Origin of the sequence: Lacinutrix mariniflava (assembly GCF_001418015.1) — a bacterium.
In the GTDB taxonomy this organism is placed as follows: domain Bacteria; phylum Bacteroidota; class Bacteroidia; order Flavobacteriales; family Flavobacteriaceae; genus Lacinutrix; species Lacinutrix mariniflava.
Map to the genome: position 1 here is coordinate 150,701 of NZ_LIQG01000015.1, position 16,813 is coordinate 167,513.

Consider the following 16,813-nt stretch of genomic DNA (forward strand, 5'->3'; position numbering starts at 1 on the left):
GTATTGGCTGTAAACTTGATTTTATGTGGATTGTTGCGTGATTTAGAGTGTGATTTAGTAATTAAAAATCGAATATAAAATCCGCGACGACTCACGTAAATTAACTAAACAAGTAATGAATTATGCACGCTGTTTATATGCCGTATTTATTCAATAAATGAGAATTCCATTCCAAGAATTGGATAATCATATGATATTAAGTGTAATGTTTTATCATCGTAATAACTATTCTTTTCAGGTCTTATTTTCATGTATTCAATAAATTTCGATAAAGACTCCTTATTAAGAGGTTTATTTGAGTACACTTCTCGGTTGCAATTTCCAATTGTATAATTGTTTAGATAATCAATATCCTGTTCGGTTAAATTATTGCTTTTTAATTTAATAACTTCATTATTCAAGGCAAGTAAAGACCATTTTGGATTTAGAGCTATATAAATTATAGCTGGATTTTTTCCTTTAACATTAAGTGTTAATGTTGGATTATCAGATGTGATAAACCTCTCGTCTTTATTTCTCACAAGCAAACAAGTCCAATTTTTTTCTATTAGTTTGAGAGACTCTTCGTGCGTTTTTCCAATTTTATTGTTCATTATAGTTTTTGTCCAATATGTTTCAATACAATTGTGATATACTTCTATTCTTTCTTTTTCAGATAAATTTTCAAAGCATCTATTTCGTAATAAAAATTGGGAAGATTGGAGTAGAAATAAACAACTTAATATTTCTGGTTTAGGTCCTTTGTTTTCTAATAATTCTTTAACCAATTTCGACCATCCGTCTTCAAATTTTTGAAAGTATTCCTCAGCTTTATTTGGATTTATTTTTGAATAGAAATGCTTAGCGACTCCTGTTTTAGAAGCAGAACTAATTCTACTTCCATTTTTATCTGTAACATATATATGAGATTTTCTTCCATTAGGAATGTTATTCACGCTCCAAAATTGAAGATAAGTTGCAGGTACAAAATGTGGTTTTTTGGTTATATTCATATGGTATACAACAGTGTTGTATATGGTTTGTTGCGTGTTTCAAGCACCTAATTTAGTAAATAATTACCGACCAAGAAAGTCCGTTTGGACTTTTGTAAATTGGCTAAAGCCAGGAATTAATTTTACTCGGTGTTGGCTGTAGTAATTATATTCTCTATTTTTTTTATTAAACTTTCCAAATTGTAACCGTGTGTTACTTCTATTAAGTGAGCATTGTTTTTTTTAAAAAGATCTTTTTTTCTTAAATCCCGTTCTTGGTTTTTCTTAAATGTTTCTATTCCTCCAAAATATGCAATTGGTTCATAATGTTGTTTTCCTTGAAATTCAATTCCAATTTTATATTTAGTAATCCAAATATCAACATGCTGACGACCTAACCATTTTGGTTTTCCGTGTTGTTTTACGTTCTCTTTATAGAAATGATTTTTAATTTTTTGAAATAATTCTGTTTCAGATATCCAACCCTCTCCAATTTTTGGTAATCCTTTTGATATTCTAAATTCGTCTTGATTTCCATAAATAAATATTGAAAAAATTTCTAATATTGAGTTTTCAATAAAATAAATGAAAGAACCTTTTTCTAAACCAGTATATTCAGACAATTCTAATTTATGTGAATTGTATTTTAAAATATATTTAGAAGTGTAACCTGTAAAATCATATTTTATTTTGAAATTTTTCAGGATTTCTTTATATTTTGTAAATGGATAATCTTTAATATTCTTTTTTATAATAAGGTTTACTTCTTTATTAGTTTTTCCAAAATCTATTTGTTTTCTCTTGTCGAGTTTTATAATAGGAAATTCTTTATTTAATTTGTTAACAGTTTTTAATTCATTGAATAAAGTATCATAAAAGGAGTATTTTTCTTCATATAAAACATCAAGTTTTTTATTAATAAATTCATAATATTCATTAATGTTTTCGATTATATAATTATTTAACTCGCAAGGATTAAAACATTTTTGAACTAAAAATTCTCCAGATAAGAAACGTTTTTTATTATTTATTTCTTGAGTATGAATTTTAGAGAAATTTGAATTATTATTAATTCCCCAATTGTAATTACTATTTAAGTTTGAAATTTCACTTGTATTTTTGTCATTCCAAAACTTTGTTTTTCCCCTTATTACAATGTTTGTAGGTAATTGATTTTTTAATCTTTTTGGTAAAAATAAATCTTGACCAACAATTTTTAAGTTTGATAGATTTTTAATAGGGGTATCACGTAGGGATAATTTACCTGAAACTTCTTTAAGTTTTCCTAATGTTTCTATTGCAGAGTATCTTAAAATTGCATTTCCTAAAATCACTTTAAGGTTATTTAATGATTTGAGAGTTTTTGCATTAGAAATCTTAAAATCACCTCTGACACATTCTAAACTGCCTAAATCTTGTAATTCGTTAGAATCGATATATAGATTTCCGTTTATTTCTCGTACAAATTTAATTTTTTCAAATTTCAAATTATTATTTGTAGGTCTTATGCAGATATCCGCGTCTATGACTCCATTATTATCAATCAATGGAATTAGACTTTCGACATTATGTATGTCAAAATATTTCCTTTCTTGTTCCATTTTTTTTATTAAAGCTAACTCCTGGCGGCTATGAGTTGTTTTTTGAAATTTGAATATACGAAGTATTTTTAAATTTCAAAAAATGACTTATAGCCTAACGTTCTTGTTTAGTGCGCAGCGAAGCGAAGCAATCAACAAGAACGTTAGGCGTAGCCGCCAGGAGTTCTGGTTAATGCAGAGCGCAGCGGCGCATTAACCAGAACGTGTTTGTATATGGTTTGTTGCGTGTTTCAAGCAACTAATTTAGTAAATAATTACCGACCAAGAAATTCCGCGAGGACTTTCGTAAGCAGGCTAGAACTAGCAATAAATTATATACGGTGTTGGCAATTGGCTATTATTCTTTTTCATTTCGTTTATCATAAACTCTAAAACTTTCGTTTGCAATTCCTACGTGTTGTAAAAATATTTTTACGAGTTCCGATTTATTTTGTTTATAATCTATCTTGGTGTTATTTGTAAACTTTAATTCCGATAGAATTTCTTTGAAACTTGAATCTGTTCCCTCTTGTAAATAATAATTTAAGTACAAATGTATTTCTTCCTTAACAAATTGTATCCAAATTTTATTTCCGTTTTTAGAAATAGAATATTTGTAAACCCTTGAACCATTGTAATTAAATAACTCATTTCTGCTTTTTTCAATTGCAATATCTAAAACAGGTTGAGTTTTGTCTAATTCTTTCGCAACAGTATTTAATGTGCTTAAAATTTCGTTTTCAATTAGTTTATACTCATTCACTAATTGCTGTACTTCTCTTTCGTTTTCGTGAATTATTGTTCTTAATTCTTTTGACATATTTAGTGTGTTTTTACCGAGAAATTTTATCTCAAGATATTTCTTAAACTCTTTTAGAAAATGAGAAACATTATCTGCTTCGCAAATAACTAACCAACTATTAATTAAATTGATTATATCGTGTTTGTAGCTTATGATTTTTAGTTTGTTTTCGGCTACAAGTTTTCTTTTGAGTTTATCGTTTATGCTCTTTGGTTTTGGTTCTAAACCATAAGGATTTAAATAAAGTAATAAATAGTTTCCTTTCGATTTATGTTCCAAAAATGTAGAATAATCTTTTAATTGATTTTGCTGGTCGTCTGCCCAAATCTTATTTTCGACACCAATCGTTAAACCTTTGAGTTTAATATAAATATCTATTCTTCTATTTTCCGTAATTATCTTTTCACAGACATTTTCTAATTGTTGGATTTCAATTTCTTTTTCGTAGAAAGTTTTTACGAACTCGTTTAAAAATATATCTCCTTGTCCGTGATTTTGATTTACATCTAAAAAGTAAGCTAAAACTTGGCTAATCTTATTTTCTCCGATAGCAAAAAACTGGAAAAGACTAAAATCAAATGCTAATTGTTTGTCGTATTCCTTTTTAAATTTAACGTGAGCGTCGATTCTTGACTTAACAATATTTAGTAGATTTTCAATATCTTTTAATTCATTCATTGCGTTTGCGGATGTTTTTTAGCTTGTTGCCAACTCGTTATATAATAACTTTTATGACTCATATCCCATAAATATAGGGTGATATTGGGACTTTATTTATATTAATAAGTCATTAGAAACGAAGTTGCCAAAAACCGAATGAAAACCAACCATTACAAGAAACAAAAACACACCAAATTTCAGCTAACTAGTTTTCAAATTCAATTTTCTAAAATTCTACAAAAAACGAGCGCTAACTTCGTTAACTAATTTAGCAACCTCTTAATCTATTTGTTTTAGAAATTTCTTTATTTAATACACAGTTGTATCCAATAACTTAGCACAGTCTACAACTTTAGTAATGGTTTTATTGCCTTCGTTTTTCCGCCAATGGATATACAAATCGATTTGTTGTTCTAAATCTATAAAACGCACATTATTAAATTTGGAGTATTTAAAAGAATGCGGTAAAATAGAAATACCAAGTCCTTTAGACACGAGATTTAAAATCATGCCACCAAAATCGGATTCGATACTAATTTTAGGTTCAAAACCATACTGATTAAACAAATTACGTAGTAAAGACGAAAAATAGGTGGTTTGGTGCAAACCCGAAAGTATAAAGTTTTCGTGTTGTAGTTTGTCTATATTGTTAACGGTATCGGCATTTAACCAATGGTTTTTGGGTACTGCAATGCAAATAGGTTCTGTAAATAATTTAAGCGATTGTATATTAATATGTGAAATAGAGTCGCGGCTAAAGGCGATATCTGTTTGGTAATTAAGGAGGAGTTTTTCGTGGTTTTCGTCGGTAAGTTCGGCCAGTTCTAATTTAAGATCTGGTAAATTGGTTGTAATAAGGTCTAGAAAATTAGGCAGCAAACTAAAGGTAATTGAACCAGGATAGGATATAGAAACCACACCAGCATCGCCTTGATTAATTTTTTTGGCTTGTTGGTAAATATGATCTAACTCGTTCATGGTTTTGCTCCAATGTTGTTGCAGGAATTTACCAGCATCAGTCAGTTTTACGTTTCTTTTATTTCTTTCGAAAAGTAAAAATCCCAACTCGTCTTCCAGTGATTGTATTTGTCTGGTTAAAGAGGATTGCGAGATGTATACTTTTTCGGCAGTGTTCCAAAAGTGAAGTTCTTCGGCTAAAACTAAAAAATATTTTATTTGTTGTGTGGTCATAACAAATGCGTTTTTTGCATTACTGAATCAAAAATATGTATTTTTTAATAAGTAGCATCCTATTTTCTTTGTGTAAAGTTTATTAATAATTCTAAATTTTAAAATGATGTTAGGTGTTGAAAATTTTATAACCTTTTTGGTTACCGCAACTTTTTTTGTAATGATACCAGGAATGGATACTGTTTTTGTTTTAAATAAATCGATTAGTCAAGGACGTAAATCTGGAATAGTGTCAGCAATGGGTATTAATACGGGTGTGTTAACACATACGTGTTTGTCGGCTTTGGGTTTATCGGTTTTAATTGCAAAATCTGCAATAGCTTTTATGGTAATTAAATATGTTGGCGCAGTTTATTTAGTATATATAGGTGTGAAAAAATATAGAGATACATCGGTATTAGCTATAGAAAACAACACGGAAACGGTTAAAAACAATACTAAAAACGACTTTTGGGCTGGTTTTTTTACTAACTCATTAAATCCTAAAGTTGCATTATTCTTTTTGGCGTTTTTTCCGCAGTTTATTACGCCTTCAAAATTAGAAGATCCTATTCCTTTTGTTTTATTAGGACTTACGTTTGCAACAATAGGTGTGGTTTGGTATGTGTTATTAACGTTATTTGCAAGTACGTTTTCTAATAAAATAAAAAGCGCTCCTAATTCTGGAAAATGGCTTAATAAAATTAGTGGATTTATATTTGTACTAATGGGATTGCAAATTGCTTTTGGGTAGAAGTGGTTTACTTTTTTATTCCATTTGGGTTTCTTTCCACCATTTCTAAATAGATGTCCTCTACAAACTCTCTTGCCCAATCTGTTTTTCTTAAAAAACCAAGGCTAGATTTCATGGTAGGATAGTAGAGAAAACAGCGAATATTAGTACGGTCTCCCAAATACTCCCAACCATAATGTGCTACTAAACGTTCTAATACTTGTGCTAGTTTTACACCATGAAGAGGGTTGTCTAATTGCTCTTGAGTAGCTTGCCTTCTTATACGTTTAGTTGGTTTGCTTTCATCAGCTGTGTTAGATTTGGTTTCGTTATCTAGAGGTTGTTCTTGTTGCTGTTGTTTGTTGTCCTCCTCGTTATTGTTTTTTATGTCCATTATTGGTGTATGCCTTGTAGATTTTTTTTAATTCTTTTATGAAATAGAGCGTTAATTTAAACAAAAAACCACTTTGCTTTCGCAAAGTGGCTTAAAATCTTTTATTTCTGCTCCCAATCGTTTTTTAAATAGTTAAGTGCTTCTTCTAAAGCTTGTTTTGAAGGCTTTGGATTATAGCCTAAAACTGTTTTAGATTTATTGATGTCGTAATCTTGTTTTAAACCATAAAACATATCTAAATAGTGGCTTTGTAGTAAGGGTTCTTTTCCTGTTATTTTACTACTAAATTCCATTAATCCTGCAACCGAATACAATAGCCATTTAGGTACTTTTTTTGGTGTTTTTAGTTTTAGTTCAGGATATAAATTTGCTGCTATTTTTACACTGTCTTGCAATGTGGTGTGTGTTGGGTTGGAAAGAATATAACGTTCTTGGTTTTCGCCTTTTAACATGGCTTGGTAAGTGCTAAAAGCAACATCTTTTACATCTACCCAATTTAAGGTAACGTTGGTATCTACGGGAATTTCGCCTTTTAAAATTTGATGTACTAAATTATTAGAATAGCTTAATTTGTGAGCGTAGCTACCAATCATGGCAGATGGCAAAATTAATACGGTTCTAATACCATATGCTTTGCCTAATTTTAAAGCGAGTTTATCGGAGTCGTTTTTAGAATTGTAATACCAGTTTCTACGGTCTTTATTATAGCCATTATCTACATTTGCTGGTAAGGTTGTAAAATCTAAAGAAGCTACAGAACTTACGTAAACAATGTTTTTAATACCACAAGCTTTAGCTACATCGAATACATTTTGTGTGCCTTTTAAGTTGTTGTCGTAAATTTGAATCTTTGGATTTTTTGCCCACATACTAAAATTTGCAGCTACAGCATATAGATGTGTAACATCTTTGAAGGCTTTTTCTAGTGATGGTTTGTCTAAAAGGTCTGCTTGTACAACTTCGCAATCTAAATCTTTAAAAGGTGTAGTGTTATTAATATCTCTAACGGTGGTTCTTACATGTTGGTTTTTAGAAAGTAGTAAGCGTATTAGATTATTTCCTAAATGTCCGTTTCCGCCTGTAACTAATGCAATGTCTTTACTCATTTTTTTATTTTTTGTTTGAGCAAAGGTCTTTGGTAATTAAGAGTCTAAAAATAACATTTGTTAGAAAGTGATTTGTTTTCTAATTCTGCTTAGAGATTGTGGTTCCATACCTAAAAAGGAGGCGATATTATCTATAGATACGTTTAAAGCCAGGTTTGGTTGCTGTTCTACAAATTTTAAATAGCGTTGTTTTGCCGTTAATATCTGAAAATCTTTAACGCGTTCTAGTTTGCAGTTTAAATGCTCGTTAGTAACCGTTTTTATAAAGTTACTCCAAAATGTAGAGTTGGCTTGTAGTAGGTTGTAGTCTGACTTAGAAATTTTTAATAGTTTGCAATCGGTAACGGTTTCGTAGTAATCGGGAGCAGGAGTTTCGGTCATAAAACTCTCTAAAGATGTGAAAAAATCGTGTTCAGGTACTAAATGTTGTATTACAATTTTTCCATCGATATTTAGATAACCTTTTACAATGCCTTCACTTAAAAAATAAATATAACGTTCTGTTTTTCCAGCTTCTAAAAGCTTGGTGTGTGCAGGTACATTTTCGGTTATGAAATAGTTTTTAACTAAGCGTGTATCGTCTTCAGTTAAAGTAAATTGAGATTGAATATAGTTTAGTAAGTTTTTCATTGTTAGATTATTAAATGCTATAAAACACAGTGCTAAAGTTTTGTTTTATTTGATTTTATAGATAATGAAACGAAGTTAGCCAAAATTATTAAAGTTTTAGGTTTGAGTAAAAGCAAAAAACCACTTTGCTTTCGCAAAGTGGCTTTAAATAATTTTTCTTTTTCAGTTTTACTATTTATCAATAGATCCTAAAACACGTTTCATAAAACCATTAACGGCATCTTTTTTACTCGCTCCATCTTTAATCATTTTATTCACTTCTATAGCGCCATACATATTAGAGATTAATTCTCCAATAACGTCTAGTTCTTCGTCTTTAAGAGAAGGTACTTCGGTTAGGGCTTCAAGCGTTTCAATGGTTTCGATTACAAAGTCTTCGTCGTTGTCTTCTATAAATTGCGTAAGGTGTTTTATTACTGGTAATTTCATTGATAATTTTATTTAATTTAATAAACTGTTGTTCTCGATACAAATTCGATAATAAAATCAAATGCACTCGAACTGACGTTTATTACTTCCGCGAAAGCGAAAACAGTTTTTTTATAAATTAAACGCGGCCGAAAGGTTTAAGGTTTCGACTGCGCTCAACCTGACATTTAAGTTATTATGCTACTTCGTCAACTAATGCTTTTAAAACATCGAATTTGTTAGTCTGTGTTTGATTTACAAATTTTCCGCCTTTAAAAGCCGCAAATGTTGGTAAGTTATCTACTGTAGCTAATTTTCTCGATTCCGGGAATTTTTCCGCATCAGCGATAACAAATGTTATATTTTCTAACTCACCAGCTAATTTCTTAACCTTTGGTTTCATAATACGACAGTTACCACACCATGTTGCAGAGTACTGTACTACAACAGTGTCGTTAGCAGCAATAATTTCGGCTAAATTGTCTTGGCTTAATTCTTGAACCATAATAAATTAGTTTACGTGGTTTGCTAAATACTCAGCAGTACCAGTTCTATTCGCACTCATTGCATCTTTTCCTTCTTCCCAGTTTGCAGGACAAACTTCACCTTTTTCTTGAACGTGCGTTAAGGCATCGATAATACGTAAAAATTCGTTTACGTTTCTACCAATTGGCATGTTGTTTACACCTTCGTGTTGTACAATACCATCTTCGTCTATTACGTAAGTTGCTCTGTATGTTACGTTGTCTCCATCTACAGTTACAACACCAGTTTCTTCGTTGTATTTTTCGTTAGAGATATCTAAAATACCTAAAGTATTTGCTAGGTTACGGTTAGAATCTGCTAAAATTGGGTAAGTAACACCTTCAATTCCACCATTATCTTTTGGAGTGTTTAACCATGCGAAGTGTACTTCTGGAGTATCACAAGAAGCACCAATTACAATAGTGTTTCTTTTTGCAAATTCTGCTTTAGCAGCTTCGAATGCGTGTAATTCTGTTGGGCAAACAAAAGTAAAATCTTTTGGATACCAGAATAATACTACCTTCTTTTTGTTATTTTTTGCTTCTTCAAGAACGTTTAATTTAAAGGTGTCACCCATTTCGTTCATTGCATCTACATTTAAATCTGGGAACTGTTTTCCTACTATTGCCATTGTATAAAATTTTATAATTATTAGATTGTTTTTTCAGACTGCAAAGGTACATTAGAAGGCAAAAAAAAATAGCTAAATAAAATTTTAAAATCTTATTTAGCTATAGTTTTTGATTATAGTAATGTCTAAAAATAATAACTTTTTATTATTTATCTTTTAGCTGTCTTATTTTAATGTTAAGCGCTGCGAATAAAAGTGTAGTAAAAGGACTTAGCCAATTAAAAATGGCATAAATAAAATATTCTCCAACGCCAACACCTAAAACACCAGATTGGTATGCGCCACAAGTATTCCAAGGAATAAGTACAGAGGTTACAGTACCAGAGTCTTCCAGAGTTCTACTTAAATTTTCTGGAGCAAGACCTTTATCTTTATAGGCTTGTTTAAACATTTTGCCAGGTATTACCAATGCTAAATATTGATCGCTGGCAATTGTATTTAATCCTAAACAGCTAATTACTGTGCTTGCAAATAAACCAAAGACGGTAGTTGCTAATTTTAAAAGTTCTTTTGTAATACGTGATAAGGCTCCTATAGCGTCCATTGTGCCGCCAAAAACCATGGCGCAACAAATTAATAAAATGGTCCAGAGCATACCGTTCATGCCACCAGCGCTAAATAGTTTTTTTAACCTTTTAATAGTTATTAGTTTCTCTAAGTTTTCGGCTTTTGCTTTTACAACAGCGGCATCTGTGTAATCTGGCGCTAAAAAGGCTTGCAAACTTTTAAGGGTGTGTACACCTTTTAAGTCATCATCCGAAAATAAGTTTTTAAGTTCTTCGTCGTTATTTACTTTGGCTATATCTGCTTCCGAAAGGTTTGCTAGATACTCTGTATTATCTATTTCAACACTGGTATCTGTTAGTATTGATGTTATTACTGTTTTAGTTGAAGAGTCTGTTATGTTTTCAATAAGTTTAGATTGAAAAATAAAAGCAAACATTGCAGCTAATAACACACCAGATACTAATGCTATTAACGGTTTAACCTTAAAAAGTATTAATACTACTACTGCTACCGGTACTAAAAATAGTAGCGGTGTAATGTTAAAGTATTTATCGATGGTTTCTAATATAAAAGAAGTATCTGAACTTCCAGTAGACTCTATACTTGCACTCATAATAGAGAATGCTATTAGTGTAATAATTATTGTGGGTACAGTAGTGATACTCATATATTTTATATGTGTAAACAAATCTGTTCCAGCCATAGCAGGAGCAAGGTTCGTAGTATCACTTAAAGGTGACATTTTATCTCCAAAATAGGCGCCAGATATTACTGCTCCAGCAATCATTCCTGGGTTTATGCCTAAAGCGGTACCAATACCAATAAGTGCGATACCAACGGTTGCAGAGGTGGTCCAGGAGCTACCAGTGGCAATAGAAATAACAGCACAAATAATTACAGAAGCTGGTAAAAATACCGTTGGGTTTAGTACTTGTAAACCGTAATATACCATAGCTGGTATAACACCACTAATTAGCCACGTTCCGGCTAGGGCACCAACTAAAAAGAGAATCATTATAGGTACAAATACACTTTGTAGGTTTTCCCAGATTTCTTTTAACATTAACCTGTATTTAACTTTGTTAAAAAAACCAACAATTGCTGCAATACCACCAGCTATTAGTAAAATAAATTGATTAGAATAAGCACCTAATGCTTCTCCTTCTGCAACAAATATGTTGTAGGCTAGCATGCACATTAACAAGACAACAGGTATTAATGCTTCCCAAATGTTTAGTTCTTTATTTTCTATAATTGTTTGGTCTTGGATTTCTATTTCCGAAAGATTGTCGTCTTGCATTTAGTTAGTTTTTTTTGGATATGTAATGTTACGATTTTAGAAGAAGTTATGCAAATTCATTTTGACGTTGTAAATTAGCGAGTTATATGGATTCACTTACTCAAATTATTTTAGGAGCCGCTTGTGGAGAAGCAGTTTTAGGAAAGAAAATTGGAAATAAAGCATTACTTTTTGGAGCCATTGGTGGCACAATTCCCGATTTAGATGTCTTTATTGGTAAATTTATTTTTGGAAACCAAATAGATGCTATGCTGTTTCATCGCGGATTTATGCATTCCATTTTATTCTCTGTTCTTGGTGCTTTTCTCTTTGGTTGGTTGTTTTATAAATTGTATAATACAGGAAAGCGTTTGGGTTCTACAACCTTAAAAGGTTGGGTTTTATTATTTTTTTGGTCACTTATTACACATCCAATATTAGATTGTTTTACGCCTTATGGTACGCAATTGTTTGCGCCATTTTCTAATTATCGTGTGGCTTTTAATAACATCGCAGTTGTAGATCCTTTGTATACATTGCCTTTTTTGGTTTGTGTGATTGTTTTAATGTTCTTTAAAAGGAATACATTAAAAAGAAAGAAATGGTTAACCTACGGAATTGCTATTAGTTCTATTTATATGTTATTTACCATTGGAAATAAACTGTATGTTAATTCTATTTTTAAAACATCTTTAGCTGAAGAAAATATAGAATATTCACGTTTTAGCACGCAACCAACTATTGCTAATAATATTTTATGGTATGGTATTGCTGAAACCGAAACACATTATAAAGTAGCTTATTATTCGTTATTTGATAAAAGGAATCGTTTTTCAGAATGGCAAGAACTACCAAAAAAAAGAGCTATTAGAGTTTTGGACTATAAAGACTTAGAAGATTTGTCTTGGTTTAGTAATGGGTATTTTAATATTGAAAAAATAGCAGATAATGAGTTTTTATATAACGATTTACGCTATCCTTTAGTTAAAACAATAAATGGTTATGAATCTGTTTTTAGTTTACTCCTTTTTAAAGTAGAGAAGCGGTTAGATATGAAACCTTTTCAGCCTAAAATAGGTGATTTTAGTGATGCTGTTTTTAAACTTTGGGTAAGACTGAAAGGTATTTAATTTACCACCGACTTATTTGATCTCTACTTTTATGTAATTATCATGATGTTATTGCTTTATAAATAATCACAAATGTTATTTGTCTTATTTATTCACCATTTAACGGTTTAATTTCATTTAAGTTGTAACATGCTTTTATCCAAGAATTATTGGAGTTAATATTGCGCTACCTAAATTTTGTTACCTATGAAAAATACGATGCTTTTAGCATTAATAGTACTAAGTACTTTTATTAGTAATGCCCAAGTTGGTATTCGCAACACGAACCCTAAATCTTCTTTAGATATTTCTGCATCATCTATTATAGCTCCAAACTCCGATGATGGTTTATTGGTGCCTAGGATTGATAAATTTCCAACAACTAATCCTATTGTAGATCAAAATTCTATGATGGTTTATTTAAATAATAACCTAACTGCAACTAATATTAATGGTACTGCCAAGAATTACGATTCTGGTTTCTATTATTGGGATAATGCGCAAACGGATTGGATTAATTTTAATAAAGAATCTTTTGATGCAGATTGGTATGTTGCAAACACAATAGATACTTCTTTTGATATCGTAGATAATATTTTTACCAAAGGTTTGGTTGGTATTGGTCATGATGATCCTATTTCTGATTTAGATATTAGGTCTGAAAATGAGTCACGAGCTATTAATGTTAAAACTGTAGGTGCAAGAACAGTTAATGTTACCGGTTTTTATAATGAATTAGCGACAGAAACAACAGCTGCAAATACAGAAGGGATAAGAACTAGAATTATTACTAACGATAATAGTGTTCATTTTGGATTTAGAAATGAATTATCTGGAAATGGCTCTGGTAAACATAGAGCAGTTTTTAATTTACTTTCGGGAAATGGAACAGGAGATCAGTACGGAATTGAAAATACAATTACTAATAAAGGAGATGCTAATCATTACGGTGTCAACACTATATTGTCTGGTATTGGTAGTGGTATTAAATATGGTGTTAGAAATACCATGAATGCAGGAACTGGAGCGTTTTATGGTGTCCATAATCAGTTAAGCGGTAGCGGAGATGGTGTTATGAGAGGTACAAATAACAATATCAATAATAGTGGAAATGGAGGTCATTTTGGTGTGATTAATAATTTGTTTGGTACTGGGAGTGGCACTAAATACGGGAGTTTTAATGTGATTGCGACAACTGCTGGAGGTCAGCATTATGGTGTGTTTTCTAAAGCAGAAAAAGCAGGTGCTTGGGCAGGTTATTTTTTAGGAAATGTTAGAGTTTCTCAAGATGTGACAGTTTTAGGTCAGGTGACCGCAAATAATTTTGTTGCTACAACTGCTGCCGACAAATACGCCGATTATGTTTTTGAAAAGTATTTTAATGGTTTTTCTGAAATTAATAAAGATTATTCGTTTTTAAGTATCGAGGATGCACAAGAATATGTGAAAACAAATGGTCATCTAAAAGGGATAACTAGTTACGAAAAAGTTAAGGCAAATAATTTCAAGTTTAATTTGAGTGATTTGTCTCTTTCTTTATTAGAAAAAACAGAAGAACAATTTTTATACATTACAGAACTCAATAAAAAAATAAAGTCTGCAGATGAAGTTATACAGTCTCAAGACCAAAAGATAAAGAGTTTAGAAGAAAGACTTCTTAAAATTGAAGCGTTTTTAGAGCAATAATCTCTTATTAAATTCTAAATAAAAGCCTGAACATGTATTATGTTCAGGCTTTTTAATGTTTTAAATTAAGCGAATTATTTAAGTTAGAATACTAGTTGCTTGACTATTTAAGATATCTAATATTATTGGTTTAAGACCGCTAAAAAAGAATTCTACAGCTATTACCATAACTATTAAACCCATTAAACGCATCATTACATTTATACCTGTTTGACCAAGAATTTTAATAATTTTAGTCGAACTGTATAAAATAATGTAGGTTAAAGATATAACAGCTACTACAGCAAGAATAAGGATTACTTTTTTCTCTATAGAATGTGCATCTTCCATCATAACTATAGCATTTGTAAGTGCGCCAGGTCCACATATCATTGGGATGGCTAAGGGTGTTACAGAAATATCATCGACGTATGTTTTAATTTCCGACTCTTTTAATTTTACTTTACCTAAACGTGCTTGGAGCATATCCATACCCATTAAAAAAAAGATTACACCACCAACAACTCTAAAACTATTTACAGAGATGCCAAAAAAATTAAATAAGACTTGACCAGAAAAGGCAAATATTATTATGGTAATAAAAGATACAATTGATGCTTTTTGTGCAGTTTTAGTTCTATGACTTTTATCTAAGTCTGCAGTCATAGTCATAAATATTGGCATAGTGCCAAAAGGATTTATCAACGTAAAAAAAGACGTGAATGATAAGATTCCGAAAGCGATTACTTCGTTCATTATACTTATTAAGTTGTTAGTTTAATTATGCCATTTCAGTTTGTAGAACACCAACTTCAAGCATACAAGCTTTCATTGTATCGAAAGTACGCTCGATGTCTGCATCTAGTCCAATAGAAAAACGAATTAACCCATTACTTAATCCCATTTCTTTTTGTTCGTCTTCAGGAATTTCTGAAGAAGTAGAACTTCCAGGAGCACTAAATAATGTTTTGTAAAAGCCTAAACTTACTGCTAAGTAGCCTAAGTTTTTTTCTTGCATTAGTTCCATTAAAGCGTTTGCTTTTTCAAGAGAACCAGCGTCTATAGTAAGCATGCCGCCAAATCCGTATTTCTCATTCATCATTGTTTTAAATAACTCATGAGAAGGATGAGAAACCAAACCTGGATACACCGTTTTTATACCTAAGCTTTGAAATTGCTCCGCTAAAAAAGTAGCATTATAGCTGTGTTGTTGCATTCTAATATGTAATGTTCTTAAGTTTTTAAGAACAGAAGCAGCGCGTAAACTATCCATTGTAGATCCTAAGAGCATGCAAGCACCATCGTTTACACTTTTTAAACTGTCTATAAATTCGTGCGTTCCACAAACCACACCGCCAACAGTATCGCTAGATCCGTTAATAAATTTTGTTAAACTATGGATTACTACATCTGCACCTAATACAGCAGGAGAGATAGATAAAGGAGAGAATGTGTTATCTACCACTAATTTTAAATTATGCTTCTTAGCGAGTTTTGCTAAACCTTCAATATCTGCAACTTCTAGTAATGGATTACTAACAGATTCACAGTATAAAACTTTGGTGTTTGAAGTGATAGCGGCTTCAACGACATCTAATTTTGTTATGTCTACAAAAGACGTTGTAATATTTAAACGCGGCGTAAAGTTTTTTAGAAAAGCGTAAGTTCCACCGTAAATGGTTCTACTAGAAACAACATGGTCTCCAGCGCCACAGAGTTGTAAAATAACAGGAGTAATTGCGCCCATTCCAGAAGCGGTAACATTAGCAGACTCTGTACCTTCCATAGCTGCTAAAGCTTGACTTAAATATAGGTTTGAAGGTGTTGTGTGTCTTGAATATAAGTAACAGCCATCTGCATTGCCTTCAAATGTATCTTGCATTGTTTTTGCCGATAAAAAGGTGTAGGTAGAGGAATCTGAAATTGAAGGATTTACGCCTCCAAACTCTCCGAAATATTGTAAGTCCTGAATATTATTTGCTGGTTTAAATTTCATAGTTTTGTATATAAAAAATTATTATATCTGATTATTATAATGTAAAATTGATATATTTTAGATTAATAATCAATAGATTTGTTTAAATTCAGATTTTAAATCTGAATAATTAATTTAATATAGTTTATTTTTAATATTTAATTTAAAATTAGGCAATACAACTGAAAATTTTTCGATTATGACTTTTGATGCTATAGATACTAAACTAATTCAATTATTACAAGAGGATTGTAAGCAGACTAATAAAGAACTTTCTGGTAAATTAAACTTATCTATAACAGCAGTTTACGAGCGTATAAAAAAACTTGAAAGTAATGGTGTAATAGATAAATACGTTGCTTTAATAAAAAAGGAAGCGATAGAGAAATCGTTTGTAGCTTTTTGTCATATTAAATTAACCAAACACTCTCAAGATTACGTTATCAGTTTTGAGAAGGAAGTCACAGAACTAGAAGAAGTTTTAGAATGTTTTCATATAAGTGGTGATTACGATTACTTATTAAAAGTACTTGTAAAAGATATGGAAGCTTTTAGAGAGTTTATGGTCAATAAATTGACTAATATTAATCATATTGGAAGCACACATAGCATGTTCATGATTAATGAAGTGAAGCATACAACTGCTATTTCAATTTAAATTTTAATAA

General features: G+C 31.0%; 17 protein-coding genes. 4 read left to right on the forward strand and 13 right to left on the reverse strand.

Annotation, left to right across the window (positions count from 1 at the left end):
• Positions 1 to 146: 146 nt before the first annotated feature.
• The 4 genes from ASC44_RS00730 to ASC44_RS00745 form a co-directional block, all read right to left on the reverse strand.
• Positions 147 to 992, reverse strand: coding sequence for a DUF4238 domain-containing protein (locus tag ASC44_RS00730; protein WP_055445705.1), 846 nt, complete (start codon positions 990 to 992; stop codon positions 147 to 149).
• Positions 993 to 1,114: 122 nt separating this feature from the next.
• Positions 1,115 to 2,572, reverse strand: a complete 1,458-nt coding sequence (locus tag ASC44_RS00735) for a hypothetical protein (protein ID WP_055445706.1) — start codon at positions 2,570 to 2,572, stop codon at positions 1,115 to 1,117.
• Between the two features lie 337 nt (positions 2,573 to 2,909).
• Complete coding sequence (locus ASC44_RS00740; protein ID WP_055445707.1) at positions 2,910 to 4,031, reverse strand: PDDEXK-like family protein; 1,122 nt, start codon at positions 4,029 to 4,031, stop codon at positions 2,910 to 2,912.
• Between the two features lie 291 nt (positions 4,032 to 4,322).
• On the reverse strand, positions 4,323 to 5,204 hold the full coding sequence (locus ASC44_RS00745) for a LysR substrate-binding domain-containing protein (RefSeq protein WP_055445708.1): 882 nt from the start codon (positions 5,202 to 5,204) through the stop codon (positions 4,323 to 4,325).
• Between the two features lie 103 nt (positions 5,205 to 5,307).
• Here ASC44_RS00745 and ASC44_RS00750 point away from each other — a divergent pair, with 103 nt between their 5' ends.
• Positions 5,308 to 5,937 (forward strand): LysE family translocator, encoded by a 630-nt coding sequence (locus ASC44_RS00750; protein ID WP_241491381.1) that lies wholly within the window; start codon positions 5,308 to 5,310, stop codon positions 5,935 to 5,937.
• Positions 5,938 to 5,944: 7 nt separating this feature from the next.
• On the opposite strand, the gene ASC44_RS00755 is transcribed toward ASC44_RS00750, so the two are convergent.
• The 7 genes from ASC44_RS00755 to ASC44_RS00785 all read right to left on the reverse strand — a co-directional run bounded on the left by ASC44_RS00755 (position 5,945) and on the right by ASC44_RS00785 (position 11,417).
• On the reverse strand, positions 5,945 to 6,310 hold the full coding sequence (locus ASC44_RS00755; RefSeq protein ID WP_083476210.1) for a VF530 family DNA-binding protein: 366 nt from the start codon (positions 6,308 to 6,310) through the stop codon (positions 5,945 to 5,947).
• Between the two features lie 101 nt (positions 6,311 to 6,411).
• Positions 6,412 to 7,416, reverse strand: coding sequence for an NAD-dependent epimerase/dehydratase family protein (locus ASC44_RS00760; protein ID WP_055445710.1), 1,005 nt, complete (start codon positions 7,414 to 7,416; stop codon positions 6,412 to 6,414).
• Between the two features lie 60 nt (positions 7,417 to 7,476).
• Positions 7,477 to 8,046: a Crp/Fnr family transcriptional regulator gene (locus ASC44_RS00765; protein WP_055445711.1), complete on the reverse strand. Its 570-nt coding sequence runs from the start codon at positions 8,044 to 8,046 to the stop codon at positions 7,477 to 7,479.
• A gap of 171 nt (positions 8,047 to 8,217) precedes the next feature.
• Complete coding sequence (locus tag ASC44_RS00770; RefSeq protein WP_055445712.1) at positions 8,218 to 8,475, reverse strand: DUF6952 family protein; 258 nt, start codon at positions 8,473 to 8,475, stop codon at positions 8,218 to 8,220.
• A 175-nt stretch (positions 8,476 to 8,650) separates the two neighbouring features.
• Positions 8,651 to 8,959, reverse strand: coding sequence for a thioredoxin family protein (locus tag ASC44_RS00775; RefSeq protein ID WP_055445713.1), 309 nt, complete (start codon positions 8,957 to 8,959; stop codon positions 8,651 to 8,653).
• A gap of 6 nt (positions 8,960 to 8,965) precedes the next feature.
• Positions 8,966 to 9,610 (reverse strand): peroxiredoxin, encoded by a 645-nt coding sequence (locus ASC44_RS00780; RefSeq protein WP_055445714.1) that lies wholly within the window; start codon positions 9,608 to 9,610, stop codon positions 8,966 to 8,968.
• A 145-nt stretch (positions 9,611 to 9,755) separates the two neighbouring features.
• The gene (locus ASC44_RS00785) at positions 9,756 to 11,417 is read right to left on the reverse strand and encodes a Na+/H+ antiporter NhaC family protein (protein ID WP_055445715.1); all 1,662 of its coding nucleotides are present in this window, start codon (positions 11,415 to 11,417) and stop codon (positions 9,756 to 9,758) included.
• Positions 11,418 to 11,503: 86 nt separating this feature from the next.
• Here ASC44_RS00785 and ASC44_RS00790 point away from each other — a divergent pair, with 86 nt between their 5' ends.
• Both ASC44_RS00790 and ASC44_RS00795 read left to right on the forward strand, forming a co-directional pair.
• Positions 11,504 to 12,526 carry a metal-dependent hydrolase gene (locus ASC44_RS00790; RefSeq protein WP_055445716.1) on the forward strand — a complete coding sequence of 341 codons (1,023 nt, stop codon included), beginning with the start codon at positions 11,504 to 11,506 and terminating at the stop codon, positions 12,524 to 12,526.
• 186 nt (positions 12,527 to 12,712) lie between these two features.
• Positions 12,713 to 14,191 carry a hypothetical protein gene (locus ASC44_RS00795; RefSeq protein WP_152973240.1) on the forward strand — a complete coding sequence of 493 codons (1,479 nt, stop codon included), beginning with the start codon at positions 12,713 to 12,715 and terminating at the stop codon, positions 14,189 to 14,191.
• A gap of 78 nt (positions 14,192 to 14,269) precedes the next feature.
• Here the strand turns inward: ASC44_RS00795 and ASC44_RS00800 are convergent, their stop codons facing one another.
• Positions 14,270 to 14,926 carry a MarC family protein gene (locus ASC44_RS00800; protein ID WP_055445718.1) on the reverse strand — a complete coding sequence of 219 codons (657 nt, stop codon included), beginning with the start codon at positions 14,924 to 14,926 and terminating at the stop codon, positions 14,270 to 14,272.
• A gap of 25 nt (positions 14,927 to 14,951) precedes the next feature.
• The gene (locus ASC44_RS00805) at positions 14,952 to 16,166 is read right to left on the reverse strand and encodes an aminotransferase class I/II-fold pyridoxal phosphate-dependent enzyme (RefSeq protein WP_055445719.1); all 1,215 of its coding nucleotides are present in this window, start codon (positions 16,164 to 16,166) and stop codon (positions 14,952 to 14,954) included.
• 178 nt (positions 16,167 to 16,344) lie between these two features.
• Between ASC44_RS00805 and ASC44_RS00810 the strand changes: the two genes are divergently transcribed.
• A complete protein-coding gene (locus ASC44_RS00810; RefSeq protein WP_055445720.1) occupies positions 16,345 to 16,803 on the forward strand; it encodes an Lrp/AsnC family transcriptional regulator in 459 nt (152 codons plus the stop codon).
• Positions 16,804 to 16,813 lie beyond the last annotated feature (10 nt).

Excerpts from the sequence above, each read along its gene's own strand:
- ASC44_RS00750 (WP_241491381.1), top strand. The coding sequence starts at position 5,308 with ATGATGTTAGGTGTTGAAAATTTTATAACCTTTTTGGTTACCGCAACT.
- ASC44_RS00770 (WP_055445712.1), bottom strand. The coding sequence starts at position 8,475 with ATGAAATTACCAGTAATAAAACACCTTACGCAATTTATAGAAGACAAC.
- ASC44_RS00760 (WP_055445710.1), bottom strand. The coding sequence starts at position 7,416 with ATGAGTAAAGACATTGCATTAGTTACAGGCGGAAACGGACATTTAGGA.
- ASC44_RS00790 (WP_055445716.1), top strand. The coding sequence starts at position 11,504 with ATGGATTCACTTACTCAAATTATTTTAGGAGCCGCTTGTGGAGAAGCA.
- ASC44_RS00805 (WP_055445719.1), bottom strand. The coding sequence starts at position 16,166 with ATGAAATTTAAACCAGCAAATAATATTCAGGACTTACAATATTTCGGA.
- ASC44_RS00785 (WP_055445715.1), bottom strand. The coding sequence starts at position 11,417 with ATGCAAGACGACAATCTTTCGGAAATAGAAATCCAAGACCAAACAATT.
- ASC44_RS00745 (WP_055445708.1), bottom strand. The coding sequence starts at position 5,204 with ATGACCACACAACAAATAAAATATTTTTTAGTTTTAGCCGAAGAACTT.
- ASC44_RS00800 (WP_055445718.1), bottom strand. The coding sequence starts at position 14,926 with ATGAACGAAGTAATCGCTTTCGGAATCTTATCATTCACGTCTTTTTTT.
- ASC44_RS00780 (WP_055445714.1), bottom strand. The coding sequence starts at position 9,610 with ATGGCAATAGTAGGAAAACAGTTCCCAGATTTAAATGTAGATGCAATG.
- ASC44_RS00775 (WP_055445713.1), bottom strand. The coding sequence starts at position 8,959 with ATGGTTCAAGAATTAAGCCAAGACAATTTAGCCGAAATTATTGCTGCT.
- ASC44_RS00735 (WP_055445706.1), bottom strand. The coding sequence starts at position 2,572 with ATGGAACAAGAAAGGAAATATTTTGACATACATAATGTCGAAAGTCTA.
- ASC44_RS00740 (WP_055445707.1), bottom strand. The coding sequence starts at position 4,031 with ATGAATGAATTAAAAGATATTGAAAATCTACTAAATATTGTTAAGTCA.
- ASC44_RS00810 (WP_055445720.1), top strand. The coding sequence starts at position 16,345 with ATGACTTTTGATGCTATAGATACTAAACTAATTCAATTATTACAAGAG.
- ASC44_RS00755 (WP_083476210.1), bottom strand. The coding sequence starts at position 6,310 with ATGGACATAAAAAACAATAACGAGGAGGACAACAAACAACAGCAACAA.
- ASC44_RS00765 (WP_055445711.1), bottom strand. The coding sequence starts at position 8,046 with ATGAAAAACTTACTAAACTATATTCAATCTCAATTTACTTTAACTGAA.
- ASC44_RS00795 (WP_152973240.1), top strand. The coding sequence starts at position 12,713 with ATGAAAAATACGATGCTTTTAGCATTAATAGTACTAAGTACTTTTATT.
- ASC44_RS00730 (WP_055445705.1), bottom strand. The coding sequence starts at position 992 with ATGAATATAACCAAAAAACCACATTTTGTACCTGCAACTTATCTTCAA.